This is a genomic window from Providencia sp. PROV267 (genome assembly GCF_028477825.1).
Lineage (GTDB): Bacteria > Pseudomonadota > Gammaproteobacteria > Enterobacterales > Enterobacteriaceae > Providencia > Providencia stuartii.
In genome coordinates this window covers 148,655-174,719 of sequence record NZ_JAMPLX010000005.1, presented here as the reverse complement: position 1 = coordinate 174,719, position 26,065 = coordinate 148,655, and the positions used below count along the sequence as shown (strand labels likewise).

At 38.1% G+C, this 26,065-nt stretch carries 25 protein-coding genes, 1 tRNA gene, 1 pseudogene and 1 CRISPR repeat array; of the genes and pseudogenes, 21 read left to right on the top strand and 6 right to left on the bottom strand.

The window, feature by feature from the left end:
- Positions 1–118 precede the first annotated feature (118 nt).
- Both PR709_RS04010 and ppiB read right to left on the bottom strand, forming a co-directional pair.
- The gene (locus PR709_RS04010; RefSeq protein ID WP_036941271.1) at positions 119–868 is read right to left on the bottom strand and encodes a UDP-2,3-diacylglucosamine diphosphatase; all 750 of its coding nucleotides are present in this window, start codon (positions 866–868) and stop codon (positions 119–121) included.
- 14 nt (positions 869–882) lie between these two features.
- The gene (gene ppiB / locus PR709_RS04005; protein ID WP_163886074.1) at positions 883–1,377 is read right to left on the bottom strand and encodes a peptidylprolyl isomerase B; all 495 of its coding nucleotides are present in this window, start codon (positions 1,375–1,377) and stop codon (positions 883–885) included.
- 409 nt (positions 1,378–1,786) lie between these two features.
- On the opposite strand from ppiB, the gene cysS reads away from it, so the two are divergent.
- The 9 genes from cysS to PR709_RS03960 all read left to right on the top strand — a co-directional run bounded on the left by cysS (position 1,787) and on the right by PR709_RS03960 (position 11,692).
- Positions 1,787–3,175 carry a cysteine--tRNA ligase gene (cysS, locus tag PR709_RS04000; RefSeq protein ID WP_036943984.1) on the top strand — a complete coding sequence of 463 codons (1,389 nt, stop codon included), beginning with the start codon at positions 1,787–1,789 and terminating at the stop codon, positions 3,173–3,175.
- Between the two features lie 727 nt (positions 3,176–3,902).
- Positions 3,903–4,418, top strand: coding sequence for a fimbrial protein (locus PR709_RS03995; protein ID WP_072197202.1), 516 nt, complete (start codon positions 3,903–3,905; stop codon positions 4,416–4,418).
- Between the two features lie 70 nt (positions 4,419–4,488).
- A complete protein-coding gene (locus PR709_RS03990) occupies positions 4,489–5,214 on the top strand; it encodes a fimbrial biogenesis chaperone (RefSeq protein WP_272570737.1) in 726 nt (241 codons plus the stop codon).
- Positions 5,198–5,749, top strand: coding sequence for a fimbrial protein (locus PR709_RS03985; RefSeq protein WP_004922332.1), 552 nt, complete (start codon positions 5,198–5,200; stop codon positions 5,747–5,749). The genes PR709_RS03990 and PR709_RS03985 overlap by 17 nt, the downstream gene beginning before the upstream one ends.
- Before the next feature lie 16 nt (positions 5,750–5,765).
- Entirely contained in the window at positions 5,766–6,362 is a 597-nt protein-coding gene (locus tag PR709_RS03980) for a fimbrial protein (protein ID WP_014656531.1), read from the top strand.
- Positions 6,363–6,367: 5 nt separating this feature from the next.
- Positions 6,368–7,096: a fimbrial biogenesis chaperone gene (locus PR709_RS03975; RefSeq protein ID WP_272570736.1), complete on the top strand. Its 729-nt coding sequence runs from the start codon at positions 6,368–6,370 to the stop codon at positions 7,094–7,096.
- Positions 7,096–7,827 carry a fimbrial biogenesis chaperone gene (locus tag PR709_RS03970; RefSeq protein ID WP_014656529.1) on the top strand — a complete coding sequence of 244 codons (732 nt, stop codon included), beginning with the start codon at positions 7,096–7,098 and terminating at the stop codon, positions 7,825–7,827. The genes PR709_RS03975 and PR709_RS03970 overlap by 1 nt, the downstream gene beginning before the upstream one ends.
- A 96-nt stretch (positions 7,828–7,923) precedes the next feature.
- Entirely contained in the window at positions 7,924–10,524 is a 2,601-nt protein-coding gene (locus PR709_RS03965; RefSeq protein WP_272570735.1) for a fimbria/pilus outer membrane usher protein, read from the top strand.
- 25 nt (positions 10,525–10,549) lie between these two features.
- Positions 10,550–11,692: a hypothetical protein gene (locus PR709_RS03960; protein WP_272570734.1), complete on the top strand. Its 1,143-nt coding sequence runs from the start codon at positions 10,550–10,552 to the stop codon at positions 11,690–11,692.
- 464 nt (positions 11,693–12,156) lie between these two features.
- On the opposite strand, the gene ybcJ is transcribed toward PR709_RS03960, so the two are convergent.
- Positions 12,157–12,369, bottom strand: coding sequence for a ribosome-associated protein YbcJ (gene ybcJ, locus PR709_RS03955; protein ID WP_014656527.1), 213 nt, complete (start codon positions 12,367–12,369; stop codon positions 12,157–12,159).
- Positions 12,370–12,386: 17 nt separating this feature from the next.
- A complete protein-coding gene (gene folD, locus PR709_RS03950; RefSeq protein WP_004922311.1) occupies positions 12,387–13,244 on the bottom strand; it encodes a bifunctional methylenetetrahydrofolate dehydrogenase/methenyltetrahydrofolate cyclohydrolase FolD in 858 nt (285 codons plus the stop codon).
- 188 nt (positions 13,245–13,432) lie between these two features.
- On the opposite strand from folD, the gene PR709_RS03945 reads away from it, so the two are divergent.
- From PR709_RS03945 to arsC, 7 genes and pseudogenes are all read left to right on the top strand, one after another.
- Positions 13,433–13,509, top strand: a tRNA-Arg gene (locus PR709_RS03945).
- Positions 13,510–13,569: 60 nt separating this feature from the next.
- Positions 13,570–13,735, top strand: a pseudogene (locus tag PR709_RS03940) (integrase core domain-containing protein); the annotation flags it as partial.
- A 127-nt stretch (positions 13,736–13,862) separates the two neighbouring features.
- Positions 13,863–14,198, top strand: coding sequence for a metalloregulator ArsR/SmtB family transcription factor (locus tag PR709_RS03935; RefSeq protein WP_004922304.1), 336 nt, complete (start codon positions 13,863–13,865; stop codon positions 14,196–14,198).
- 47 nt (positions 14,199–14,245) lie between these two features.
- The gene (gene arsD, locus PR709_RS03930) at positions 14,246–14,611 is read left to right on the top strand and encodes an arsenite efflux transporter metallochaperone ArsD (protein ID WP_004922301.1); all 366 of its coding nucleotides are present in this window, start codon (positions 14,246–14,248) and stop codon (positions 14,609–14,611) included.
- 13 nt (positions 14,612–14,624) lie between these two features.
- A complete protein-coding gene (gene arsA / locus PR709_RS03925; RefSeq protein ID WP_060560878.1) occupies positions 14,625–16,376 on the top strand; it encodes an arsenical pump-driving ATPase in 1,752 nt (583 codons plus the stop codon).
- Positions 16,377–16,431: 55 nt separating this feature from the next.
- Positions 16,432–17,721, top strand: coding sequence for an arsenic transporter (locus PR709_RS03920; RefSeq protein WP_004922295.1), 1,290 nt, complete (start codon positions 16,432–16,434; stop codon positions 17,719–17,721).
- A 10-nt stretch (positions 17,722–17,731) separates the two neighbouring features.
- Positions 17,732–18,157: a glutaredoxin-dependent arsenate reductase gene (gene arsC / locus PR709_RS03915; RefSeq protein ID WP_014656469.1), complete on the top strand. Its 426-nt coding sequence runs from the start codon at positions 17,732–17,734 to the stop codon at positions 18,155–18,157.
- 27 nt (positions 18,158–18,184) lie between these two features.
- Here arsC and PR709_RS19535 read toward each other — a convergent pair whose 3' ends face one another.
- Positions 18,185–18,301 carry a putative zinc ribbon protein gene (locus PR709_RS19535; protein WP_115113469.1) on the bottom strand — a complete coding sequence of 39 codons (117 nt, stop codon included), beginning with the start codon at positions 18,299–18,301 and terminating at the stop codon, positions 18,185–18,187.
- A gap of 379 nt (positions 18,302–18,680) precedes the next feature.
- Positions 18,681–19,069: direct repeats of the CRISPR family, unit length 29 nt; unit sequence CGTGTACTGCCGTATAGGCAGCTTAGAAA.
- A 153-nt stretch (positions 19,070–19,222) separates the two neighbouring features.
- Between PR709_RS19535 and PR709_RS03910 the strand changes: the two genes are divergently transcribed.
- From PR709_RS03910 to lpxL, 3 genes are all read left to right on the top strand, one after another.
- Complete coding sequence (locus tag PR709_RS03910) at positions 19,223–19,570, top strand: hypothetical protein (protein WP_004922288.1); 348 nt, start codon at positions 19,223–19,225, stop codon at positions 19,568–19,570.
- Complete coding sequence (locus PR709_RS03905; protein ID WP_004922284.1) at positions 19,571–19,891, top strand: hypothetical protein; 321 nt, start codon at positions 19,571–19,573, stop codon at positions 19,889–19,891.
- 277 nt (positions 19,892–20,168) lie between these two features.
- On the top strand, positions 20,169–21,092 hold the full coding sequence (gene lpxL, locus PR709_RS03900) for an LpxL/LpxP family Kdo(2)-lipid IV(A) lauroyl/palmitoleoyl acyltransferase (RefSeq protein ID WP_004922282.1): 924 nt from the start codon (positions 20,169–20,171) through the stop codon (positions 21,090–21,092).
- A 168-nt stretch (positions 21,093–21,260) separates the two neighbouring features.
- On the opposite strand, the gene PR709_RS03895 is transcribed toward lpxL, so the two are convergent.
- The gene (locus PR709_RS03895; RefSeq protein ID WP_004922279.1) at positions 21,261–21,593 is read right to left on the bottom strand and encodes a hypothetical protein; all 333 of its coding nucleotides are present in this window, start codon (positions 21,591–21,593) and stop codon (positions 21,261–21,263) included.
- 1,017 nt (positions 21,594–22,610) lie between these two features.
- Between PR709_RS03895 and PR709_RS03890 the strand changes: the two genes are divergently transcribed.
- Positions 22,611–23,183 (top strand): hypothetical protein, encoded by a 573-nt coding sequence (locus tag PR709_RS03890; protein ID WP_004922271.1) that lies wholly within the window; start codon positions 22,611–22,613, stop codon positions 23,181–23,183.
- A gap of 1,057 nt (positions 23,184–24,240) precedes the next feature.
- Positions 24,241–25,656, top strand: coding sequence for an NAD(P)/FAD-dependent oxidoreductase (locus tag PR709_RS03885; protein ID WP_004922269.1), 1,416 nt, complete (start codon positions 24,241–24,243; stop codon positions 25,654–25,656).
- The last annotated feature ends 409 nt before the right edge of the window (positions 25,657–26,065 follow it).

Sequence of the window (26,065 nt, the reverse complement as noted above, 5' to 3'; positions counted from 1 at the left end):
CCTGTGGTTAATAAACTTTCACCGTGAGGTGGGAAAAATAAATTATCTCGATCATATCATGGTAAAAGGGTAAGGAAAACGTTTGCGTGGTTAAAATGTCAGCAAACAGACTGGGGGTTTAAGAGCGAGTCGAGTGTGTCTCAGGCTCGAAAGGGAAAAAAATAAGTTCGATACCTTGTTCGTTAATCACAAATGCGGAGCCTTCATGGTGCCATGCTCCTAATACACCACGATAGCAGCACTTATCACCAACCTTCACTTCATGAATAGCAGGACGATGTGTATGCCCATGGATCATCCAATCAGCTTGGTAATTTGTTAAGGCGTTAATCACCGCTTGTGGGTTGACATCCATGATTGATTCGGCCTTCATACTGCTGGCGTATTGGCTGTTTTGGCGCATTTTTTCTGCTATCCGTCGGCGAATAAACAGCGGTAGGGCTAAAAATAGGCGTTGGATCCAAGGCGTATGCACTTTTTTACGGTAATTTTGATAAGCCTGATCATCAATACACAGTGTATCACCGTGTAAAATGAGTACGCGTTTACCATAAAGCTCCAGTAATGTTTCTTGGTTGAGTATAGTCATACCACATTGTTTGGCATAACGTTTCCCAAGTAAAAAGTCTCGATTACCATGGATAAAGTAGCAGGGAATGCCTCGCTCAGTGAGCATTGTTAGGGCATTGGCGACTTGCTGGTGGAGTGGGGTTTTATCGTCATCACCAATCCAGTAATTGAAAAAATCACCGAGTATATAGAGGCTATCGGCATGAATTGCTTGCTGATGAATAAAATTCATAAAACCGGCGGTGATCGCCGGTTCATCTTCACTCAAATGCAAATCTGCAATGATATAAGTGGACATATTGTTGAGTCGAATTATTCGCTAACAGTCACTTTTTCGATCACAACATCTTCGCGAGGAACGTCTTGGTGGAAACCGCTGTTTCCTGTTGCAACGCCTTTGATTTTGTCAACAACGTCCATGCCTTTTACAACTTCAGCAAAGACACAATAGCCCCAGCCTTCAGGACGTTCTGAACGGAAGTTAAGGAAGTCGTTATCAACAACGTTAATGAAGAACTGTGCTGTCGCTGAGTGAGGATCGTTGGTACGTGCCATAGCAAGAGTACCACGCGTATTTTTTAAGCCATTGTTAGCTTCGTTTTTGATTTGTGCTTTTGTTGCTTTTTGTTTCATGCCTGGCTCAAAGCCGCCGCCTTGGATCATGAAACCGTCAATGACTCGATGGAAAATGGTATTATTGTAAAAACCTTCACGGCAATAGCTTAAAAAGTTTTCGACAGTAACAGGGGCTTTATCGTCAAAAGTCTTAATAACAATATCACCGTGATTGGTATGAAAAGTAACCATAATAGCTATCCTGAATAATTGTTTTATTGCGCCTTCTTATGAAGGCGTTGTTGTCAGAAAGTTTATATCACAGATGAAACCTGACTTGAAGTCACAGTCTGGTTTGTAAAAGCAGCGAGTGATAAAAATAGACAGGTAAACACTATGGTTAAACCTTGCATTATTGCAATGTTCAGGTTTCAATATCACTCTATTTAACAGGTTGATACCTTATTATTGAGATACCCCTTATAGCTTGAGCGAGTAATACGCTAAATAATTCAAGGTGTAACAGGGCGGCAACAGACTAGTCGGCTAGGCATAGGCAATATGTATGGCTAGCGTTAAAGGCAGTCGCCGTTTGTGTTGCGGCTTGAATCAAGGTAAGCCAGTAAGGAAAAACACGTACACATTAAACGGAATAGTTCAGATGCTACAGATTTTTAATACACTGAGTCGTCAAAAAGAAGAGTTTAAACCCATTCATCCAGGGAAAATAGGGATGTACGTGTGTGGTATCACCATTTATGACTTGTGTCATATTGGTCATGGTCGAACCTTCGTCGCTTTCGATGCGATTAGCCGCTACTTGCGCTATTTGGGATATGACCTGAATTATGTGCGTAATGTAACAGATATTGACGATAAAATTATCAAACGTGCGGCTGAAAATAATGAAACCGTCGATTCGCTGACAACACGTATGTTAGCTGAGATGCATAAAGATTTTGATGCATTAAATATTTTACGCCCAGACAGTGAGCCGCGAGCCACCCAGCATATTGATGAAATTATCGAAATCACCGATCTGCTTATTAAACGAGGTCACGCTTATGTGGCAGATAACGGTGACGTGATGTTTGAAGTCAAAACGGATAAAAATTATGGTCAATTGTCTCGTCAAGACCTAGAGCAACTGCAAGCTGGGGCACGTGTTGAAGTTGCTGATTCAAAACGTAATCCGATGGACTTCGTTCTTTGGAAAATGTCAAAAGAAGGCGAGCCTAGCTGGGAATCACCATGGGGGTTAGGTCGCCCTGGTTGGCACATTGAATGTTCCGCGATGAATAGCAAAGCATTGGGTAACCATTTTGATATTCACGGCGGTGGTTCGGATTTGATGTTCCCACATCATGAAAACGAAATTGCGCAATCATCTTGTGCTCACGATGGTCCTTATGTGAATTATTGGATGCACTCAGGAATGGTGATGGTTGATCGTGAAAAAATGTCTAAGTCACTGAATAATTTCTTTACTATCCGTGATGTGCTTGAGTATTACGACCCTGAAACAGTGCGCTATTTCTTGCTATCTGGTCATTATCGTAGCCAACTTAATTACACTGAAGAGAATTTGAAACAAGCACGTACAGCCTTAGAACGTTTATATACTGCCTTACGTGGTACTGATAAATCAGTCGCCCCAGCGGGTGGTGAAGTCTTTAAAAAACGTTTTGAAGATGCCATGAATGATGACTTCAATACACCTGAAGCTTATTCCGTACTGTTTGATATGGCGCGTGAAATCAACCGACTGAAGTCAGAAAATAAGGTTGCAGCCAATGAATTGGCCTCTGAGTTACGTAAATTAGCGGGTGTGCTTGGTTTACTTGAGCAAGACCCGGAAGCCTTTTTACAAGGTAATGCTCAAGGTGAAGGCGACGAAGAAGTGGCTAAAATTGAAGCGTTAATTAAACAGCGTAATGATGCTCGTAAAAATAAAGAGTGGGCATTGGCTGATGCAGCCCGTGATGAACTGACGGCAATGGGAATCGTATTAGAAGATGGTGCTCAAGGAACAACTTGGCGCCGTAAATAGTCTTATCTTTATTTAAAATCAACCCGTTAAAATTTGAGTAGATAGCACTCAATCATTTTAACGGGTTTTATTATATCTATCGATATTCAACAGCTAGCCCTATTATTAGCGCAATAAGTCAAATTTTTATCGATTCAGCTTAATAGATTAGCTGAATTAAACTTTATGCGGTATCACATATTAATTATCTTTATATTTATAAAATAGAGATAGAAAAAAAACAGCGTTATTTTGGAAGTAAACGCAAGGTGAGTCTTTTTACGACTATCATAATAAGTGTATTTTGAATAAGTTGTATTTTATAATAATTAATTATTTTTAACTTTTTTAATAAATAACAGTTATTGTCATCTAACGATAATAAGTATTAACACCTAATTGAAATAAAAAACTACCAATGGAATCTAATATAAATTTATATTCTAATTTCGTGTTTAATATTTAGTCGTTATGGGTTTTGTTGCTTGTTTTTTCGCTTTAAGTGTTTTTACTATATTATTTTAAATAAAAACTTAGATTTATATAAAGGTAAAAATAATATAATGACGTGATATTTTTCAATTATTAAAATTGTAGGTATTTACATACTTTTATTTTTATCTATTATTCTGATGAGTAGGAATAAACTCCTATTCTTGTTTTAAATTGATTTTTTATTTCTTTATTTTGTATTTGTTGTGGGGTCTATTTAGGCTCTATTAATCACTACTTGTTCATGAGGTATATCATGGCTTTTAAAACTAAGTTAATTACAGCGATGTTATTTACCGGTGTCAGCCTAGGTGCTGTTGCTGGTAGTAATAGTGACAATATTACACTTAATGGTGTAATTACGGCGGTAACTTGTAATGTGACTGCTAATGGTGGTAATTCAGTATTTTATGTAGGTAAATTTGCTCAAGATACCTTTAGTCCAAATGTACAAAACGGTGATACTCCACTTGTCGTACAATTAGATGCGTGTGACAAGGCATCCGATAAAGGTGCACTGTATGTACAAGGCACAACGGCTACTTCAAATACTGCAAAAAATATCTTCATTGGTGAAAGTTCAACCGTTGGCTTTATGCTGCAAGAAGAGGGTAAACCCGATCAAGTTGTTGCAAACAAAGCAATTCCTGTGACTGTTTCTGATACTGCACCAACAACGTATACCTTCAAAGTTGGTATGGGTACAACGGATGCCTCGCCTGCTGTTGGTGCCTATTCAGCGCCAATTATTATTTCTTACGCATCTGAGTAATTAATAATATTTGAAGCGCAGAGCCCTGCGCTTCATTTTATCGTTTAAGGTGAATTATTAGGATAGGGAAATGATAGTAAAAGTATTTAGAGTTATCGGAACCATATTATTATTACTGAGTACAACTTCAGCAATGGCGGGGATCGTGCTGCATGGAACTCGTATAATTTATAATGAAAGTCAGGATAATGTAGGGGCTAATATTACTATCAAAAGTGAAGATAATTCGAATACTCCTTATTTAGTTCGTACGCAAATTTACCGTGATGTACAGGGGCAAATAGCGCAAAATAATTTTATCACCACACCTTCAATGTTCCGTTTAGAACCGAGTGACTTGAATCAAGTTAAAATTCTAAAAGTTAAAAATGACTTACCTAAAGATCGTGAGTCTATTTTTTATTTTAGAGCAATAGCGTTACCTGCAACGGATAGGTTAGATAATAACTCTACCCCCAAATTAGTAGGCTCATTGCAAATCGCAACGGGAAACACAATAAAATTATTCTATAGACCTGTTCAGTTTTCTGTCAGCCAAAAAGAGGCAATGGGCTTATTGAAGTTCTCTTTGCAAAATAATGGCTTAAAGGTGACCAATCCGACACCTTATTATATTACGCTCAGTGAAATCAAAGTGGGCAATAAGCTCGCTAAGCTGGAGCCTAAATTAGGTAATACCATGATTTCGCCTTTTAGTGACATGCTGTATCAAGATATTCACCAAAAAGGCAAAGTACAGTGGAGCGCAATCAATGACTTTGGCGGAAAGGATCAATTCGATGGTTGGGTTCAATAAGTCTTCCTCGATCTTTTTTGTGCTGATGCTAACTAACATTGGCCAATTATATGCGGTAGGTACTGCAGAAGTTGATTTGTCGGCTTCCTTAGTCGATGGTAGTTGTTCCATTGAATTATCAGATAAGGCGCTACATTTTAAGCCTTATTCGGTTGCTAGTTTCCCAACAGCAAAAACAACAGTTGAAATTCAACCTATTTCAGCAAAAGTGACCTGTGAAGGGGGAAATACCACACCGTTATTAACATTAAAAGGCATAACGCCTTATAGCGGTAATAATCAAGTTTTTTTAGACAGTACGCCTAATGGTACAGGGTTTATGATCCAGCATGGTAAAAAAGAGCTTGGATTAAATGATTTCTATAATGGTGACGCGCTAGAAAATCAAGGAAAACAGGTGGCTTTAACACCGCTAAATTCATCGAACCAATTTTCAAGTACCGAGTATTTTGGGATTGGGCTTGTAAGCGTGGATAACACAGTTACCCCTGATTTTTTAAAAGCCAATATTACATTTACCGTTCTTTTTCAGTGAAAAGTAAGGGGCCACTGTGCAGAATTTTTTTACATTGTATAAGAAATTAAAGCGGGTGACGCAAATTAGCTTGATGATACTGACATTGAGTTATTTACCCTTAGCAAAGGCTGCACCAGTTCAAATAAATTTTTCAGCTGAATACTTTCAAGGCACATGTGAAATTAGCGTTAGTCATCCAGTTATTGCGTTTAATAATGGCGCTAATATTTCGACCTCTCAGGTTAAAAATGGTACAGCTAAACAAGAAAAATTTACCTTAGACTTTATTGATTGTGATAGTAAAGGGTTAACACACTATACGCCGAAAATTAAAGTTACGGGGGAAAGCAAAACCCTTGGTGGGCGTCATCTATATGTGAACTCAGCAAGCTCAACTACTAAAGGGTATGGTTTTTTACTTAGTACTGAAGGAAATACTTATTTCAAGAAAAATACTAATGTAGCCGAAACAGGATTAATTAATGCTAATTGGGTGGCAGAAAGTCCACTATCAATATTGAATAAAACCAAAATACCATTTACGGCAACAATTTCATGCGGGAATTGTAGTGGCGAATTACAAGCTGGGAAATTACACAGCACCGTAACTTTTCAATTTCTTTATGACTGAAAACGATGATGAAATATTTCTTAGCTTTATTAACATTATTGCTTAGTTCTCTATTTAATAGCGCTATTGCGGATGGCGGTGTGTTATTGAATCAAACGCGTGTGATCTTTTTAGAGACCGATAAAAACACAAAAGCAACGATTCAAAATCGTAGCAATAATACCTATTTAATTAAAGTTAATGCACTTATTTCACCTGATAGCTTAGAAAAGGCTCCCTTTTTAGTAAATCCACCATTATTTAGAATGGAGCCACAAAGTCAAAATACGGTAGTGATTGTTCCTAATCAGATAAAGCATCTACCTAAAGATAGGGAATCGGTTTTCTATTTAAGCTTTTTAGCAATACCGAGTATACCTAAGGAAGGATTAAGTGAGGAGAGTGATAATTACTCACAAGTTTCTTTTGGTTTGCAAATGGTGATTAAACTATTTTATCGCCCTGAAAGTATTATCAAGGGTGTAAATTCGTCAGCATCACAACTCACTTTTCAACAAAAAGGAAATGTTTTAGTTGTAAATAACCCAACAGCCTATTTTCAGACCTTTTCTTCGTTAAAGGTGAATGGACAACAAATTGATAATCAAAATAATGGAATGATGGTTGCACCGTTTTCGGAAATAAAATATCACATCAACCAAAATGCTAAAGAGGTAACTTGGCGAGTTGTTAATGATTTTGGTGGGGAAAGTCGAGAGTATCATTATTTAATGGGTCATACGGAGAGAAAATAATGAGACGCTCATCATGGTTTACTTTGTTTATTTTTCATTGCTTCTGGTTATTTTCTCTTTCATCTTATGGGCAAAATATGGTGAAGCATGATGGCATTGCCATGCAATCGACAAGGGTCATTTATCCAGAGTCTGCGAAAAAAGGTGTACCCTTTAAAGTGACTAATTACAGTAATATGGCTTATTTATTGCAATCTCAAGTTGTAAACCCAAATGATGATGGACTTAATAAGCCTGATTTTATTGTTTTGCCGCCATTAGAAAAAATAAATGAAAAAGACGCGGTCGTATTAATGATTAAATCAATTAATCATAAAATGCCGCAAGATCGTGAGTCACTATTTATTCTTAACATTAAGGCGATACCTAATCAGAAAAAAGAAACAGGCCATACAGGAAAGTCACAAATGATTATTGCGACACAGAATCATTTAAAACTTTTTTATCGCCCAAGTGGTTTACCCAAATATGGTACTGATGAAATATCAAAAAAATTAGTTTTTTCTCGTGATAAGGACTCTTTAGTTGTTAAAAATCCAACACCTTATTATGTCACTTTTTATTCAATAAAAGTGGGCAATCAAGATGTTGACTCTTTATCTCTATTTGAAATGGTTCCACCTATGGGGCAACAGCGGTATCCATTACCTGAGAATATTAAAGGTGAGCTTGAATGGAGTTTAATTGACCAAGATGGTGGAGTAACACAGCAATATACGCGTTTATTGTAATTATTTCAGAACTCGTTATTGAAATGAATATAAGTAAAAAAGAGCACTTACTGCTTTAGGCTTAATTTTGCTATTGATAAGTCAATGGATATAAATATGAATAGAAATAAGCACACACTACCTGCTTGCGTAAGTCCAGCTAAGTTTACATGGCATCCTATTGCGTTGTGCTTGATGTTAAGCATTCACTCCGCTACCGCAGAAGATTATTTTGATCCTGCTTTTTTACAAGCAATGGGAGAAACCGATCAAGTTGATTTATCCGTGTATTCTAAAAAAGGGAGTATTGCTCCGGGTGAATATCTCGTTTCTGTTTATATTAATAAGGTCGGTATTGGGCAACTTCCAATTACATTTAAGGAAAATAAACAAGGCGTTGTTTCTCCAGTATTAACACCTGAGCTACTAGAAAAACATGGCGTTAATATTAAGCAACTTCCTACAACAAAGGATTTGCCGTTAGATTACCCGATTGATAATTTGCCGGCTTTGATCTCAGATGCATCAACACATTTTGATATTTCTATTCTAGAACTTGAAATCAGTATTCCGCAGATAGCAATGAAATCGAGCCATACTGAGGTACTCGATCCTGACTTATTGGATTATGGGATCCCGGCACTTATTGCGAATTATAATTTAAGTTATGGGCATACTGAAAATAGTTCACGGTATAGCTCAGATAGAAAAACCGATAACTTCTTTGCAACAGTAAGAGCTGGTTTGAACGCGGGGGCATGGCGTTTACGGAGCACGATCACCCATAGCCAAATAAAAACGGATGGTGGTGATAACCAAGATAATAACCAGCACTATACCCGTTTTACGAATACATATTTATACCGCGAATTATTCCCACTGCGCTCTGTGCTGTTAGTTGGTGAAAATAATACGGGGAGTGATGTTTTTGATAGTGTTCCTTTTCGCGGTATAAAATTGAGTTCTAGCGAAGAGATGCTACCAAGCCAGCTACGGGGCTATGCTCCACCCATAGAAGGGGTTGCGAATAGTAATGCAAGGGTAACCGTTCGCCAAAATGGGAATATTATCTATGAAACCTATGTCGCTCCAGGTGCTTTTTACATCAATGATATTCAAGAAGCAGGGCTTTCAGGTGACTATGATGTCACTATCACTGAGGCAAATGGTACTGAACGGAAGTTCATTGTGCCTTACTCATCATTACCTGTCATGCTAAGGCCCGGTGGCTGGAAATATGAAGTTACGGTTGGACGTTATGACGGTAATGTGACGAATCAATCCCGCGAGGCCGATTTTTTATTAGGAACGGCTGTTTATGGGTTACCTTATGACACCACAGTTTATGGTGGTGTATTAGCTGCTGAAGATTACCAAGCTGCAAACGTAGGAACGGGTATTTCACTAGGCAACGTAGGTGCCATTTCTCTTGATATCACGGCTTCTGCTGCAAAATTAAATCACAACTCACGGAAAACGGGGCAGTCTTATCGCCTTCGTTACTCGAAAAGTATGATGAATACGGGAACCTCCGTAGATCTCACCGCATTACGTTATTCAACACGTAACTATTATAATTTTAGTGAATTTAACTCTGAAGGTTATCAGCTTGAAGACGGGGTTTACCCGTGGTCAATGCAAAGACGGCGTAGTAGTTTCCAAACTCAAGTCAGCCAGCGTATGGGAGAATGGGGAACAATTTACCTTCGAGCTACGCGTGATGATTATTGGGGAAGCTCTAGAACCCAAACTGGAGGTTCGATTGGCTACAGTAATAGCTATAAAGGGATAACTTATGGCAGTAACTTTACTATTGATAGGGTTAAAGATGATAACGGAAATTGGCCTGAGAATAGACAAATTTCCTTTAACATAAGTATTCCATTTAGTGTATTTGGTTATTCAGATTCCTTACAGTCTATTTATTCTACTAGCTACTATACACGCGATAACAATGGTAAATCGCAAATTCAAACTGGGATAAATGGTAGTTTGATGGATGGTGATTTTACCTATAGCGCTTCTCAAAGTTGGGAAAATAAAGATGGCGCTAATAGCAGTAATATTAATGCTGGTTATCAAGGAAGTAAGGGAAGTATTACCGCGGGGTATAGTTATAGTCGTCAGATGAAGACATTTAATATGAACGCAAATGGCGGCATGCTGCTCCATTCCGGCGGACTTACACTGACAAAAAATATGGGGGAATCAGTCGCATTAGTTTATTTACCGGATGCACCGAATGTCAGTATTAATAATGGTTCCTCTTACTCTGATTGGCGAGGTTATGGTATAGCTCCTTATCTTTCTGACTATAAGAGAAATAGTATCAGTATCGACCCAACAACATTACCTGATGATGTCGATGTTGCTCAAACAAATATCAATATTTATCCGAGTAAGGGCGCAGTTGTTCCGGTTAAATTTGCGACAAAACGAGGGTATCAAGTGTTAATGACGTTGATTAAGAATAATGTCAATGTGCCGTTTGGTGCGATAGCTAGCTTACAAAATACGTCAGATAGTTATAGCAGCATCGTTGGTGATTCAGGGCTGGTTTATTTAACAGGATTACCTGAAAAAGGAAAATTATTGGTTAAATGGGGGGAGTCTACAGAAAAACAATGTGAAGTTCGCTTCGATTTAGCCAATATCGAGTTAGAGGCAGACCAACCAATACGCCAAGTAACTTATACATGTACCCCTGTGAAATTATAAAATAGATTAAGGTATTTGCCTGACCATGAAATATTATTATTTTAAATATAAAACCATGATGAGTTCAGTGTTTAATGAATATATGACTAGCACAGTCATTGCCTTTGGTTTTATCCATCCAGTCGCGTTGGCTGCAAATTTTAATGCGATGCCTGGCCAAGAGATTATTTCACTTGGTAATGTGAACGCCGAAATAACCCTAACAAAAATTAGTGCCGTAAATTCATCTAGCGCGATTAGGGCCGATGGTTTTGGTATTAATACATCTTCTTCTAAGGTTGATTGCTTACCAAGCTCGTATGAAATGACGGTGGGTAAAATGAAAGGTTATAGGGTAGATCAGGACATAATTATTGGTTTTCGTAGTACAAATGCAACAGGGGTTGCGTCGGTTGGAGCAGGTGCGAGCACATCAGGACCTTTTCATGATGTTACTGTAAAAGGGGCGTGGGATAACTACGGTAATTATACACCGTCACCAGTACAAAATGCGTCGACCATGTGGTGTGGCTCTGCTTGGCCTGAAGCAACTCAGCATCAATGGAATACGAATAGGAAAAATAATAAGGCATCAATACGAGGGGAGTTATTTTTATATGTTGGTAATAATGCAAAGCCTGGCTCTTATACGTTACCGAGTCTTTATCTTATAAAATCAGCTTCATCGGGTGATTTGGTCTCCCATCTAATTTTTCCGAGCGGAACAGTGACGGTCAGTTATCCACCTTGTTCCATTTCAACGCCGACAGAAGTCTCATTTGATACGAGAAAAGGGCTTCCCGTTATCAATCCAACATCTTCAATTAGTGTGAATTGTGGTGCTAATGATGGGCGAGCTTTCCAAATTGCTATTTCAGGCCAGCCTGTTGCCCCATCAACTGCCGTCGGAAATCATGCAATTAGCTTACACTATAGTGATGGCACAATCGGGGGATTAGTGCGCGGCTATATTGGCAGTAATGCGGCAGCAGATGCAGTAGGCTGCGTGGATAGGACTTCAAGTATCCCTTTTTCTGTCAATAACCAAGGGTTAAATTTCATGCAAATAGGCGCACAAACCGCAAGCTCTTCACAATCTCAGCCGCTGGTATGGTCGCTATGTCCTAATAAGACGGAAAAACCAGGGAAAGCAACCGGCGCAGCACAGCTTGATATAATTTTCAAATAAAAATAAGTAAGATAAAAAAGTCCCCCATTGAAGGGGGAAAACAGAAGTATATTAATTGTTATCATAATCAAGTAGGAGTTGCTATTAGGTGTGGTTGTTGCACCTCTTACAAACTTGCTTTTCGATAATGGCACACAGTGCAGCAGAAAGGCAATATAGGTATAGGCGGTTATTATCACATTTCGAGACTAAATAATTCTTGGGCTATTAATTTCTTAAATTAATCATCTAGTTTAGGAAGAATAGTTTATTGGAATAGAGTGCAAATATTTCTCCTAATTCGGATGTCGGTCACAGATAAGTTATTCAGTTATAGCTCGTTGGTGGGATAAAGCTTACTCGCCTTCATTTTAAGATGAGATTGAGATGAGCCGACTCGGTGGTAAGTGAGAGAGAAAAGTATGTTAATAGAGAAAATGGCGGTAAAAGTAAGCTGATCTGCACATCAGCTTACTTGTTGGTATTTAGTCTTGAACTTTGATTTTTTGGTCGCCCATAGAAACTACTTTTCCTGCCGCGATTTTGCAACGCTTGCGAGTTTCTATTACGCCATCAACTTGCACTAAGCCTTCAGCGATCATGGCCTTAGCCATTGCCCCGCTTTCTGCCCATCCTTCTATTTTGAGCAAATCACACAGTTCTATGTGTGGGTGGCCTTCAAGCCTGAAAATATCCATGACAGCTCCTGATTTCATTAAATATCGTGATACTCTTCGCACGCTTGCAATGTATTTTGGATCAGTGTGGCTACCGTCATCGGGCCAACACCACCTGGTACAGGGGTGATCCAAGAGGCATATTTGGAGGCCTCATCAAAGTCTACATCACCGGTGACTTTACCATTTTCAAGGCGGTTGATGCCAACATCAATCACGATAGCACCCGGTTTAACCCATTCACCCGGAATAAAATTCGGTTTTCCTACAGCAACAACTAAAAGATCGGCATTGCGAACGTGTTGCTCAAGATCTTTTGTAAAACGGTGAGTCACGGTGGTTGTACAGCCAGCAAGTAGCAGCTCCAAGCTCATAGGGCGACCAACAATATTAGATGCACCAATGATAACGGCATTTAGCCCATAGGTGTTAATACCGTAGCGGTCGAGCAGGGTAACAATCCCTCTTGGTGTGCATGGGCGTAGACGTGGTGCGCGTTGGCATAAACGGCCGACATTATAAGGGTGAAACCCATCAACGTCTTTATCTGGGTGAATGCGCTCAATAACTTTAACGTTATCGATGCCCGCCGGCAGAGGTAACTGAACTAAGATACCATCGATTTCAGTATCTTGGTTTAAATCATCGATCAGTTTTAGAAGCTCTGCTTCAGTTGTTGTATCAGGCAAATCATAAGAGCGAGATAGGAAACCCACTTCTTCACATGCACGGCGTTTGCTGCCGACATAAATTTGTGAAGCCGGGTTTGCACCGACTAAGATAACAGCAAGGCCTGGTGCGCGTTTGCCCTGTTCTATACGTTGTTGGACTTTTTGGGCAACTTCCTGCCGAATTGTCTGCGCAATCGTTTTCCCATCAATAATTTTTGCTAACATCTGTGACTTAATCCATATATGAGACTTGGGGATGTGCCTATTTTGTCAGAAGTTAGCGCCAATGTCAGTTCAATCTGTAACATAAAATGAGCAGATAGTTATTTTAGTAGAGAAAAGCCATTGACTCAGCGCGTAGCAACCGTATAATTCAACGCCATCAACCGTATAGGTTGCCGCATTTCTCTTATGCGCCCTTAGCTCAGCTGGATAGAGCAACGGCCTTCTAAGCCGTAGGTCACAGGTTCGAACCCTGTAGGGCGTACCATTTCGAAGTCAATGGACATCAACTGATGTCTTTTTTTATACCTAAAATTCAGTGAATTAATTGAATTACTGTGAAAATAATCAGATAGCGTTATGCCATATTCAACCCGATAAGCTACAGCAAAATGGCTTTATCGAGCGTTTTAATGGTTCGTTTTGTCGTAATTTTTTGATTTGCTTATTTATTTGAATCGTTGAGCCAAGCTAGAGAGTTAGCGTGGTATTATCATCATTGATTCTTACCTTTTCTATCAACTAGTACAAAAAGGAACAAATGGTTTATAAATAAAACATATTCGATTTGACGTATGTGTTTTTTAGGTATAATTTAAAGAAAAGGCTAAAGAGGTACACATGGAACCATTACAACTGTTTAAAATTTTAGGCGACCAAACTAGGCTCGATATCGTGCTGCTTTTGAAAGCATCCGGTGAGCTATGTGTCTGTGATATCTATACGGCCTTAAATTTATCGCAACCGAAGACCTCTCGACATCTAGCAATGCTTAGAGAGGCGGGTCTTCTACTCGATTCAAAACATGGGAAATGGGTTCATTATCGGCTATCTCCGGCATTACTACCGTGGGTAAAAAGTATCATTGATGTCACCTATGCCACAGAGAAAAATAGAGTCGCAGATTTACTCAAAAGCTTAGAGAAAAAAGAATCTGCTAATCGCTGTTCTATATAAAATTTTTTAAATTAACATATTCGAAAAATCATATATAAGGTTGAGACATGAAAAAACTCGAAGTATTTGATCCCGCGTTATGCTGTAGCACTGGCGTTTGTGGAACAGAAGTTGATCAAGCATTAGTGGACTTTGCAACAGATGCAGATTGGTTAAAAAAACAAGGAGCGAATGTAAAGCGTTTTAATTTAGCGCAAGAGCCTATGGCATTTGTTAACAACATAAAAGTAAAAACATTTCTGGAAACTGCTGGCGCCGAATCACTCCCACTCTTTATTCTTGATGGTGAGATTGTGCTGACAGGTCGATACCCTAAACGTCATGAGCTAGCAAGATGGTTTGGTATTCGCCTGAATATTGAGAAGGTGGAGACAGTTAAGTCGTGTTGCGGTAATGACAAAACATGTTGTTAACAGGGGCGATAAAATGAATTTTTTAGACAGCACACCTAATTATTTATTTTTCACTGGAAAAGGGGGGGTGGGTAAAACCTCTATTTCCTGTGCGACAGCAATCAAGTTGGCAGAGGAAGGGAAAAAAGTCTTACTGGTGAGTACGGATCCGGCTTCTAATGTTGGGCAGGTATTTTCTCAATCGATTGGCAACAATATTCAGCCAATAACATTGGTTCCAAACCTATTTGCCATTGAAATAGACCCTCAAGCTGCTGCCGAAGAATATCGAAATAAAATTATTAATCCAATCAAAGAAAATTTACCTGAAGCGGTAATTCAAAGCATTACGGAGCAGCTATCAGGCGCCTGTACCACAGAGATTGCGGCTTTCGATGAATTTACTGGATTGTTAACCAATACCGAAATTACCCGCCAATTTGACCATATCATTTTTGATACCGCACCTACGGGGCATACCATCCGTTTATTACAACTCCCGAGCGCGTGGAGTGATTTTATTAGTGACAATCCTGACGGTGCGACATGTTTAGGCCCAATGTCTGGCCTTGAAAAACAACGTGAGCAGTACAGCATGGCAGTGCAAGCGTTGAGTGATAACTCACTAACAAGGTTAGTATTGGTTGCACGTCCTCAGTCAGCCGCTTTGAGGGAGGTTGCGAGGACCTATAGTGAATTGTCTTCTCTGGGTATCAAAAATCAACAATTGATTATAAATGGTGTTTTCCCGGAAACGGCGATGACTGAAAATGATAAGTTATCCCATGCACTCTACTCTCGAGAGCAAGCCGCATTAAAGTCTCTGCCTGAGGCATTGCGTTCGTTACCCATTGATATTCTTTATTTACAAAATATCAATATGGTTGGTGTCGATGCATTGAAGCAGTTGTTATCGAATGACATGCCACAATTTTCAACCATTACTCCGACAAAACAACCTATTTCTTTACCCTCCTTGTCAGAATTGGTTGGGGAAATATCTCAGCAACAACATGGGCTGATTATGTTAATGGGCAAAGGCGGTGTTGGGAAAACAACGATTGCAGCATCAATAGCGGTTAAATTGGCAGAAAAAGGGCTTGATGTGCATCTGACTACATCAGATCCTGCTGCTCATGTTGAATCAACACTTGATGGTGTTTTACCCAATCTTCAAGTTAGCCGAATTGATCCCATCGCCGAAACTGAACGCTATCGTAATTATGTCTTAGAAACAAAAGGGAAAGATTTAGATGCAGAGGGGCGTGCATTACTTGAGGAAGATTTGCGCTCTCCATGTACTGAAGAAATTGCTGTGTTTCAGGCCTTTTCTCGCATCATTAGAGACGCAGGGAAACGTTTTGTCGTCATGGATACTGCACCGACTGGACATACATTATTACTTCTTGATGCAACAGGGGCATATCATAAAGAAATTGCTAAGAAAATGGGCAAAAAAGGCCACTTTTTGACCCCTATGATGCAATTACAAGATCCTGAGCGCACCAAAGTCATTATTACGACACTCGCTGAAACAACGCCTGTGCTTGAGGCGGAAAACTTACAGAATGACTTAATACGGGCAGATATACATCCGTGGGCGTGGGTAATTAATAATAGCCTATCTATCACGGAAACTACCTCACCATTGTTACTTTCAAGGGCAGAGCAGGAAGTCGTTCAGATTGAAAAGGTGGCATCAACGTTAGCAAAACGTGTTGCTATCGTTCCTTTACTTGAGACTGAGCCTGTGGGGATATCCGCATTAAGTCAGCTCGCAGAATAAGTTTTATTTTTAGAAAATAAAAGGTGCACGAAAGCACCTTTTAAACGAGGTTGTTATGTTTATTGCCGCATTAATTTTTGTTCTAACGATTACGTTTGTTATATGGCAGCCCAAAGGGTTGGGTATTGGCTGGAGTGCTACAGTAGGGGCTGTATTAGCACTGATCTTTGGTGTGATCAGTTTTCAAGACATTCCGATTGTTTGGAACATTGTTTGGAATGCCACCGCGACATTTGTTGCAGTGATTATTATTAGCCTACTTTTAGATGAAAGTGGTTTCTTTGAATGGGCGGCATTACATGTTGCCAAGTGGGGCGGTGGTAAAGGAAGGCTGTTATTCAGTTATATCGTATTGCTTGGTGCAACTGTTGCAGCCTTATTTGCCAATGATGGTGCGGCATTGATATTAACGCCCATTGTGATTGCGATGTTACTAGCACTTGGTTTCAACAAAGGCACGACGTTAGCGTTTGTCATGGCGGCGGGTTTTATTGCAGATACAGCGAGCTTACCGCTTATCGTTTCAAACCTCGTGAATATTGTTTCTGCGGACTTCTTTAATATTGGATTTACTGAATATGCCTCAATTATGGTGCCAGTGGATATCGCGGCGATTATTGCAACGTTAGTGATGCTGCATTGGTTTTTCCGTAAAGATATTCCTAAGCAATATGATATGACTAAATTGAGTGAGCCTGCTTTAGCCATTAAGGACATGACAACGTTTAAAGCAGGTTGGCTTGTATTGGTGCTGTTGCTCATCGGTTTCTTTGTCTTAGAACCATTAGGTATTCCTGTTAGCGCTATTGCTGCAATTGGCGCCTTAATTCTTTGGGTGATTGCAGCCAGAGGCCATACGATTAATACCAAAAAAGTCTTACGTGGTGCACCGTGGCAAATCGTCATTTTCTCTTTAGGTATGTACTTGGTGGTTTATGGCTTAAGAAATGCAGGGTTAACCGATTATCTTTCTGAAACGCTCAATTACCTTGCCGATAAAGGGTTATGGGTAGCAACTCTGGGAACTGGATTTATTACCGCATTTTTATCATCCATAATGAATAACATGCCAACGGTATTAATTGGTGCTCTATCCATTGAAGGGAGTGAAGCGTCAGGGGTAATTCAGCAAGCAATGGTTTATGCCAATGTAATTGGCGCAGATTTAGGGCCAAAAATTACACCAATTGGTAGCTTAGCAACATTGTTGTGGTTACATGTGTTATCACAAAAGAACATGACCATTACATGGGGATATTATTTTAAAACAGGGATTATCATGACGATCCCTGTGCTCATTGTCACACTCGTTGCTTTAGTGCTTCGACTTTCATTGTTAAATTAAGGATAACCCAATGAATGAGATCACCATCTACCACAACCCAAATTGTGGCACTTCACGCAATACCCTTGCAATGATCCGCAATAGTGGTATTGAGCCGGCGATTATTCATTATCTAGAAACACCACCCTCTAGAGATGTGTTAGTAAAACTTATTGCCGATATGAAAATCACGGTAAGGGCGTTATTACGAAAAAATGTCGAACCCTATGAACAATTAAATTTAGAACAAGATAGCTATACAGATGACCAACTCATTGATTTTATGTTGCAGTACCCGATACTGATTAATAGGCCGATTGTCGTCACTCCGCTAGGCGTAAAGTTGTGTCGGCCTTCTGAAGTCGTGTTAGATATATTACCTAATCAGCAACAAAATGAATTTATCAAAGAAGATGGTGAAGTTGTCGTTGATAAACAAGGGTGCAGAATAAAGTAAATGATGCTTTGAAATCATTGTTGTAGGTTAATGTTTATCAGCGACATTCTTTGTTGGAATAGACCAAATGCCCTTATGGCAAGTAAGGCAGTATTTTTGATTATTTGTAAAGTCGTCATGGCACGGTACACAAAACCAATCCATAACCTTTAAAATCGGTAAAACGGAATGAAATTACTGATTAAGTTTATACGTTGAATGAGTTAACAATAAGGGCCATTTTAATAGATACATTAAAATGGCCCTTATTGTAATAAGTTGATTAATCAAGCGAAGGTTAAAATGTCACTATTACTTTTGAAGAGATTGTTTTATCCGCAGCTTCTAATAAGGCTCTTTCTATCTCTTTTGATGTAAGAAGGGGGGGAAGATGCGTGATAGTTATCTTATTTTACCTTCTATTTTTATTGAAATTTTATTCTGTTTAAAAACAAAGTGTTATGATACCCTCTAAAAAATAAGGTATTTTGCACAAATTAGCCATAATTTATTGTTGCACGAAGGTTTTTTCCTGATAGTTTATAGTGTACTGCCGTATAGGCAGCTTAGAAAATAAAGCATGGGGAATCAAGGAAAAAGGAGAGGTGTACTGCCGTATAGGCAGCTTAGAAAAGAATTAAAAGACACCACTGGTAAATCACTGTGTGTACTGCCGTATAGGCAGCTTAGAAACTAGTAAATCCCGACTGGTGCATGAGTAGCGCGTGTACTGCCGTATAGGCAGCTTAGAAACTGATCTCCTGTTGATGTTGCAGAAGAAGTTCGTGTACTGCCGTATAGGCAGCTTAGAAAAACGGGAGGCATCTAATGCAGGGAACTAACCCGTGTACTGCCGTATAGGCAGCTTAGAAATACAGGAACAGTAACTAAACTTAGGATATAACGTGTACTGCCGTATAGGTAGCCTAAAAATGATAAATGATTATCCTGTGTGCTTTCCAATAAGCTGCACAGGCTTCTTTTTTCGCTATTTTAAGATTAATAATTAGATTATATTTATTGAGATTTCTAGTTTATTAAAACAGTGCAATTCCTTTAAATAATAAAATTAATCGGTGAGGCAGGATGAAGCTGCTAAATAAAACAATCTATACGCTTATTGTGGCATTTATATCAACAGCGGCAATGGCAGAGGAGTGTATAGGTGATAGTACCTATCAAGCATGTACAAGATCGAGTACTAATGCACAAGGCGATAATATTATTGAATCGTATGATACTGAAGGTAACTCATATTCAATAACATCTGGCTCAAGAGACTATGCGGATGGTTCATCTGAAGTCTTTTCAGTTGATAGTGAAGGCAATGAATACTCGATAAAAAGTTGGTGTGACAGCTCTGGATGCCATACATCTGATAGCGAAGGGAATACGTGCACAATAACAAATACTGGCGAGATGATAGGCTGTTAAATGATAAAGAAAATACTAATAATATTTATTGTTTTAATCAGTGCAATATCTGTATTTGCATATAATAAGCTGACAATTTTTACTGTTCAGCCAATAGGCGCAATACCGGATGGTGTCACTGTTGTTATGTGGAAGAAAGGTGATATGCGTTTTTTTGAAAGTCCTGACGGATTATGTATGCAGAGAGTCGGCAAGGTTAATTTACTCTGTAGAATGACAATGTTAGGAAGCGCTATTGATAAAGATAATATTATTATCAGACTTCCCTATAGTGAATATGCCTATTTAAAATCAACAAATGGCAGAAAATTTGATAGATGATAAGACTCATAGCTATTATTAGGGGTATGATGAGTTAGTGTTTTTAACTATTTTTGATATGTCTTCGCTAAATGGTGATTTAAACTTTTATACACATTAGGTGCGTGATATATAAAATCAATCATTACAAAGTGATTGATATCTTTTCTCTATCATTTATCTTATTGAAAACAAAGGGTAAATAGACGATGGCGGATTGATGAAATTTTTGAATTAAAAATAAGAATAACTGTCTAACTTACATTGCATATCGCAAAGACGAAGTGTTGAGATACATATGTACGCTAAAAACCTGTTTTCCCTAAAGTTACTCCATCCCAAATACGCTACAACATGGTTAGGAATTGTTATTTTATTTTTATTGGTTCAACTCCCTTATAAATGGCTTGTTCGGCTTGGTGCATTTTTGGGGGTTAATTCGAAGTATTTTATTAAAAGACGAGTTTCCATTATAAAAAGAAACTTAGAATTGTGTTTTCCAAATAAAAACCGCAAAGAAATAGACGATTTAGTTATCGAAAACTTGAGATCGCTAGGTATTGCGTTATTTGAAACCGGAATAGCGTGGTTCTGGAGTGATAAAAGAATTAAAAAGCTCTTTCAAGTCAAAGGAATATCTAATTATCAAGAAGCTATTGCCAAAAATAAAGGGGTAATTATCGTTGGGGTTCATTTTATGTCGCTGGAGTTAGGTGGCAGAATTATGGGGCTATGCTTTCCTGTAAATGCGATGTATCGACCACATAACAACAAAGCAATGGAATATATTCAAACAAAGGGTCGATGTCGTTCTGGCAAAGGAATGATTGATCGTAAAAATTTAAGATTTATGGTTCAAGAATTAAAAAGTGGCAAGGCCATTTGGTTCGCACCTGACCAAGATTTTGGTCGAAAGGGAACTGTATTTGCTCCGTTTTTTTCAGTCAAAAATACTTCAACGTCAAAAGGTACATCAATGCTTGCTCAATTATCTCACTCACCAACATTAACTGTCACACTGCTACGTAACCGTAATGGTATTAGTTATGACTTGGTGCTAGGGAAAGAAATAGTCAATTACCCAACTAGCGATACGCTACATGATGCCGCGACAATTAACTCTGTACTAGAGAAAGAAATAATGAAAGCACCAGAGCAGTACTTGTGGGCGCATAGAAGGTTTAAAACTCGTCCTGATGGGGAGCCTTCTCTCTATATTTAGAAAATGGTGACGCAAGATAAGGGGGATTCCCCCTATAATATAAGACCCGCATTGGTTGGGTCTTTTTAATTATTTGGTACTTCAAACATAAAGGGTATTTATTGGTAAGAGAGGGAATAGGAATAATTAATTATAGCAAATAATCCTATTTCTAGATTACCCGTAATATTACATTTCCCAATGATCATCAACCCATGTAGCTTCTGAGTCTTCGATGCTAACACTCCATTGTGCTGTCGAAAACGCTAGAGTTAATTGCGAAAGACAATCTAACCAATAATCGATAGACTCGAGCAAAATGGACTCATCATCAAGTGGTAATTTTGTTGAACCTTGTAGTAAGAATTGATCTGATGGCTCTTCATAAAAATAGAGAGTCTCCGCATCTTCTTTGTATGGAAAGGCTTGATTCAACTGATTTACCATGGTTTCAAACGTATTTTTTTCTTCAAAATTGAAAGGAGTCTTTTTTGTTGCGGAATAATAAATAGAAACGCCCATATTCGTACCTTGCTTGTAAGAATCCAATGTAAGAGATAAGTCAGATAATAAAAAAGAGGGGTAATATTTTAAATAAGAGTTAACTGAGATTGGCATGCTCAAGCAGAGCCTTTGCTTAAAATGTGACGTTAATTGATCGCTGTGACTGTGGTAGCTGGCTAACCTCTGGGCTAAGGCGAAACTAAATGCTGTTATTGAACTTATCGCTTAATCATTGGCTAGTCTGAATACCTCGATACTGAAAAATGACTTAAGAAGGTGAAAAGGCAAAGAATATTAAAAAACGTGTATCGCACAAAGAAGGAGACTATAAAAATAGCGAATTTTATTTTGCTAATTACCTTAATTTAAAAAAATATTGCCATACAGACGATAACATAAAAAATTATTGTAAGGCTGCTTAAGAAGGTCAGTAAGTTATTTTTATCTTCATTTATTATGACATAGACAAGCGGTGCGATAAAAAAGAGGATAGAAAAAATATAAAAATATAATGCGTAGCCGCGTAGAGAAAACATGAATGTCCAGCCTTTAATTTTACTGACCATCGTATGCTGCATACGAACAATAAAAATCAAAGTATAGTATTTAATTCTCTTGGTGAGTAGGATATTTCTTATTTTTAATGAAGTGAGAATTAAGATATATCTGACAAATTTAGTTATTAATACTTAATAATGATGTGTGTTTTTATTTTAAATTTCATTTTGTCGTGATGAACAAATGGAGAGTAGGAAAGAGACAGATCACAACCTCCGTCGACTTTTTATATAAACTCAGTGCCCATCATTAGGGCTATTGATAGAAATTTTATTTTTAAATATCGGATTAAATTGATGTGATAGTTTGTTTATTACCTTGTAGTTTCTATGCTTAATTTATCTGATAAATTTAATGGTAATTGATATTAAGGCACCTATTTGCAGATTATTTATTTCCTAGATACAATGAAAATACTTTAAAAATCATTGGTTACAAATCTATCGCGTACCATTAATCTTAACTTTTAGGGTAAAAATGAAAAAACATATTTTCTCAATTACAGTACTTAGCGCCGCCACATTGTTGGTTACAGGCTGTAGCTCAAATAATGATATGTGGGGTGAATTCGCGAATATTCTGAGCGACGCCAACCCAGTTGTTCAAGAGTCAGAGGAATGGGAAGCATATAGTATTAAAACAACACAGCAGGGTGTGACTTACGCTTCTGCTAGCTCTGCTGATCAACAGTTTGTCAGCAAAAAAATGGATGCTGAATATGCTGATGCTCTATATCGCGTATCAAGCCCTTTTGCGAGAAGCGATAAAACGAAAGAACAGTTAGCTAAAGACAACCAAGGTTATCGTTTTAAATATAATGAAATCATGGTGGTAAAAGATAAAAAAACGGCTAACACAATTGGGTATTGTGTGAATTATGACTCTGACCAAATAGAAAATGGTCAAGTAAAACCAGTGAAAGAAAAAGATAAGATTAGAAACCACTTTATCTATGTCGATAAAGTTAAGCCTTTATCTGTAATGACCGTTGGCAGCGACTTTACTAAAGTGATGTGCGGTGAAGAATTTTATAATAAATATAAAAAATAAGTTTCATCACAATCACTTCTTATAGGCAAAAAGAATTATTGTTGTGCCATCATTTAATATCCAATGAGTTAGGAGGAAGCTCCTAACTCGGACTGGGGGATTTTTATATCAGACTAAATTGAATATAGCACAGTTAGTTGATATCAGATCAGCACCTCTCTAGACCACCTTATTTTTAAGCATGATTTTTTTGATCAGCCTTGAAAGGGAAATACCGACAAAGCTAGGCCTAGCAATGAAAATGAATGAGTGAGAAAAGGTTGACAAAGGGCGCCTATTATTTGTTCTAGCTCCCAGTTTTATATCAATATAATTTATTCTTTGATTCGAAGAAAGTCGGGGTTTAGGTACTGATAATACAATACGTAACCACTGTAGGTTAAATTGTGGTGAGATATGAGATAACCATTAAATAGCTTTAACTAACATGAATAGTCTCGTCATAACAGCTCAAAGAATAAGGTTAATTTTAGTGTGAAATTTAATCTTAAAATAATAGAGATTAAAGTGCGATGGCATAAAAAGACCTTAATTAATAAGTGGTCAATAATATCCGTAAGAGTGATTCAAGAGTCCCCCTTTTTTTAATGGTTATTGATATATTAAGCTAAAAATGAATTGATAAAATACTTAAGTAAAATAACGTATCCTGTTAGCTTTAATATTGCCCAAATCGTAGGTCTACGATAGGTTAATTTTCCTACAGATGTTACAAATTCTCCCTAGCGACCAAGTGTTTTTCTTTTAAATAATGAAAATAACTATTCATTTATAGTGACTTGTCATTTTTCTGTTAGCGCTAAATATATTATATCTTGCAGAAGTTCCGATATTGATAGAATAGGGTTTTGCATTGCTATTTGTCTAAAAAGTATTCAGTTTTATTTAGTTAATATTCTATTTTTATTTTATGAATAAACATTCATTAAAAATAATTTTTAACAAATAAATTTAATTTTAATCTAAATTAGAATACAATTACGTTACAAATAAAAATTAAATGATGATCTTATTATTTAGATACTGACGTTCATTTGATAAAAGGAAATGTTTTAAAATGGCAATAACTAGAAGAAAGTTTCTTATCGGCGGGGCTGTTGTAGCCGTGGCTGGTGGGGCGGGAATTTTAACCCCGATGTTAACTCGAGAAGGTAGATTTGTTCCTGGCACACCAAGACATGGGTTTGTTGAAGGAACCGCAGGTCCTCTACCTAAGCAAGCTGACGTTGTTGTGATTGGTGCTGGTATTTTAGGTATTATGACCGCTATCAATCTTGTTGAACGCGGCTTGTCTGTTGTAATCGTTGAGAAGGGGAATATTGCTGGCGAACAATCTTCTAGATTCTATGGCCAAGTCATTACTTACAAAATGCCTGATGAGACATTCCTGCTTCATCATATTGGTAAACAGCGTTGGAGAGAAATGAATGCGAAAGTGGGTGTCGATACTAGCTATCGTACTCAAGGGCGCGTAGAAGTTCCTCTTGATGAAGAAGATTTAGATCACGTCAGAAAATGGATTGATACAAGAAGTAAGAATGTCGGTTCAGATATTCCATTCAAAACTAGAATTATTGAAGGTGATGAATTAAATCAGCGCCTTCGTGGAGCTACATCAAATTGGACAATCGCCGGTTTTGAAGAAGACTCAGGTAGCCTAGATGCTGAGATTGCAACCTTTGTTATGGCGGAATACGCTAAAAAAATTGGGGTTAAGATCTACACAAACTGTGCTGCAAGAGGCTTAGAAACTCAAGCGGGTGCAATTTCTGATGTTGTGACAGAAAAAGGTGCGATTAAAACTTCTAGAGTGGTTGTTGCTGGCGGTGTATGGTCTAGACTGTTCATGCAAAATCTGAATGTTGACGTACCAACATTACCGGCTTACCAATCTCAGCAATTGATCAGTGGTTCACCTACTGCACCGGGTGGTAACGTCGCTTTACCAGGTAACATTTTCTTCCGTGAGCAAGCTGATGGCACCTATGCGACTTCGCCTCGTGTGATCGTTGCTCCAGTCGTAAAAGAATCATTTATCTATGGTTATAAATATCTGCCATTGCTATCAATGCCAGATTTCCCAGTACACATTTCATTAAATGAACAGTTAATTAATTCATTTACACAACCGACACACTGGGAGCTAGACGAAGTTTCTCCGTTTGAGAAAAATAGGAATATGACCGCACTGCCAGATATTCCTGAGCTAAATTCTTCATTAGAGAAATTGAAAGCAGAGTTCCCTGCATTTAAAGACTCTAAACTTATCGACCAGTGGAGTGGTGCGATGGCGATAGCACCAGATGAGAATCCTATCATTTCTCAAGTTAATGAATACCCAGGTCTGGTGATTAACACCGCGACAGGTTGGGGTATGACAGAAAGCCCTGTTTCTTCTGAAATCACGGCAGATCTACTGTTAGGTAAAGAACCTTCATTGGATGTGAAACCATTTAGCCTTTACAGATTTTAGATTAAATCGATTTTAAGTTATCCGACCCATATTTGATAACAGCCCTCCTTGTGAGGGCATTTTTTGCTTTCTGCAATCTATTCCCTCATGCTAATGCTAAATAAGGCCGCTATTAGCGCATTCGAGAATCCATGCAGGAGGGGAGTCATCTCATTCGTGTAAAGGAAAATACAAAATATGTTAATCCTTTAATGGGGCCATTTAATTTCTTATCTCTTTCTATGGAGAAAGGAATGATTGTATTTACGCTAACGGATACAGCTACTTTTGACGCAGTAGTAATATGGTGATGTACCATGATGGTAGAAATTTATATCGGTTGATTGGTTGTCGTAAGATATAGAAAGTGAGGTGACAAAGCAGCCATGGTTAATAGGTATTTAAAGGAAGAAACAGCGATTGAGCATCA

Coding starts and splice junctions, on each gene's coding strand:
- PR709_RS03910 (WP_004922288.1), top strand. CDS start 19,223: ATGAAGCTGCTAAATAAAACAATCTATACGCTTATTGTGGCATTTATA.
- folD (WP_004922311.1), bottom strand. CDS start 13,244: ATGTTAGCAAAAATTATTGATGGGAAAACGATTGCGCAGACAATTCGG.
- PR709_RS03965 (WP_272570735.1), top strand. CDS start 7,924: ATGAATAGAAATAAGCACACACTACCTGCTTGCGTAAGTCCAGCTAAG.
- arsD (WP_004922301.1), top strand. CDS start 14,246: ATGAAAAAACTCGAAGTATTTGATCCCGCGTTATGCTGTAGCACTGGC.
- PR709_RS03970 (WP_014656529.1), top strand. CDS start 7,096: ATGAGACGCTCATCATGGTTTACTTTGTTTATTTTTCATTGCTTCTGG.
- PR709_RS03890 (WP_004922271.1), top strand. CDS start 22,611: ATGAAAAAACATATTTTCTCAATTACAGTACTTAGCGCCGCCACATTG.
- PR709_RS03990 (WP_272570737.1), top strand. CDS start 4,489: ATGATAGTAAAAGTATTTAGAGTTATCGGAACCATATTATTATTACTG.
- PR709_RS19535 (WP_115113469.1), bottom strand. CDS start 18,301: ATGGATTGGTTTTGTGTACCGTGCCATGACGACTTTACAAATAATCAA.
- PR709_RS03905 (WP_004922284.1), top strand. CDS start 19,571: ATGATAAAGAAAATACTAATAATATTTATTGTTTTAATCAGTGCAATA.
- ybcJ (WP_014656527.1), bottom strand. CDS start 12,369: ATGGATATTTTCAGGCTTGAAGGCCACCCACACATAGAACTGTGTGAT.
- ppiB (WP_163886074.1), bottom strand. CDS start 1,377: ATGGTTACTTTTCATACCAATCACGGTGATATTGTTATTAAGACTTTT.
- PR709_RS04010 (WP_036941271.1), bottom strand. CDS start 868: ATGTCCACTTATATCATTGCAGATTTGCATTTGAGTGAAGATGAACCG.
- PR709_RS03885 (WP_004922269.1), top strand. CDS start 24,241: ATGGCAATAACTAGAAGAAAGTTTCTTATCGGCGGGGCTGTTGTAGCC.
- PR709_RS03995 (WP_072197202.1), top strand. CDS start 3,903: ATGGCTTTTAAAACTAAGTTAATTACAGCGATGTTATTTACCGGTGTC.
- lpxL (WP_004922282.1), top strand. CDS start 20,169: ATGTACGCTAAAAACCTGTTTTCCCTAAAGTTACTCCATCCCAAATAC.
- PR709_RS03920 (WP_004922295.1), top strand. CDS start 16,432: ATGTTTATTGCCGCATTAATTTTTGTTCTAACGATTACGTTTGTTATA.
- arsA (WP_060560878.1), top strand. CDS start 14,625: ATGAATTTTTTAGACAGCACACCTAATTATTTATTTTTCACTGGAAAA.
- PR709_RS03985 (WP_004922332.1), top strand. CDS start 5,198: ATGGTTGGGTTCAATAAGTCTTCCTCGATCTTTTTTGTGCTGATGCTA.
- arsC (WP_014656469.1), top strand. CDS start 17,732: ATGAATGAGATCACCATCTACCACAACCCAAATTGTGGCACTTCACGC.
- PR709_RS03975 (WP_272570736.1), top strand. CDS start 6,368: ATGATGAAATATTTCTTAGCTTTATTAACATTATTGCTTAGTTCTCTA.
- cysS (WP_036943984.1), top strand. CDS start 1,787: ATGCTACAGATTTTTAATACACTGAGTCGTCAAAAAGAAGAGTTTAAA.
- PR709_RS03960 (WP_272570734.1), top strand. CDS start 10,550: ATGAAATATTATTATTTTAAATATAAAACCATGATGAGTTCAGTGTTT.
- PR709_RS03935 (WP_004922304.1), top strand. CDS start 13,863: ATGGAACCATTACAACTGTTTAAAATTTTAGGCGACCAAACTAGGCTC.
- PR709_RS03895 (WP_004922279.1), bottom strand. CDS start 21,593: ATGGGCGTTTCTATTTATTATTCCGCAACAAAAAAGACTCCTTTCAAT.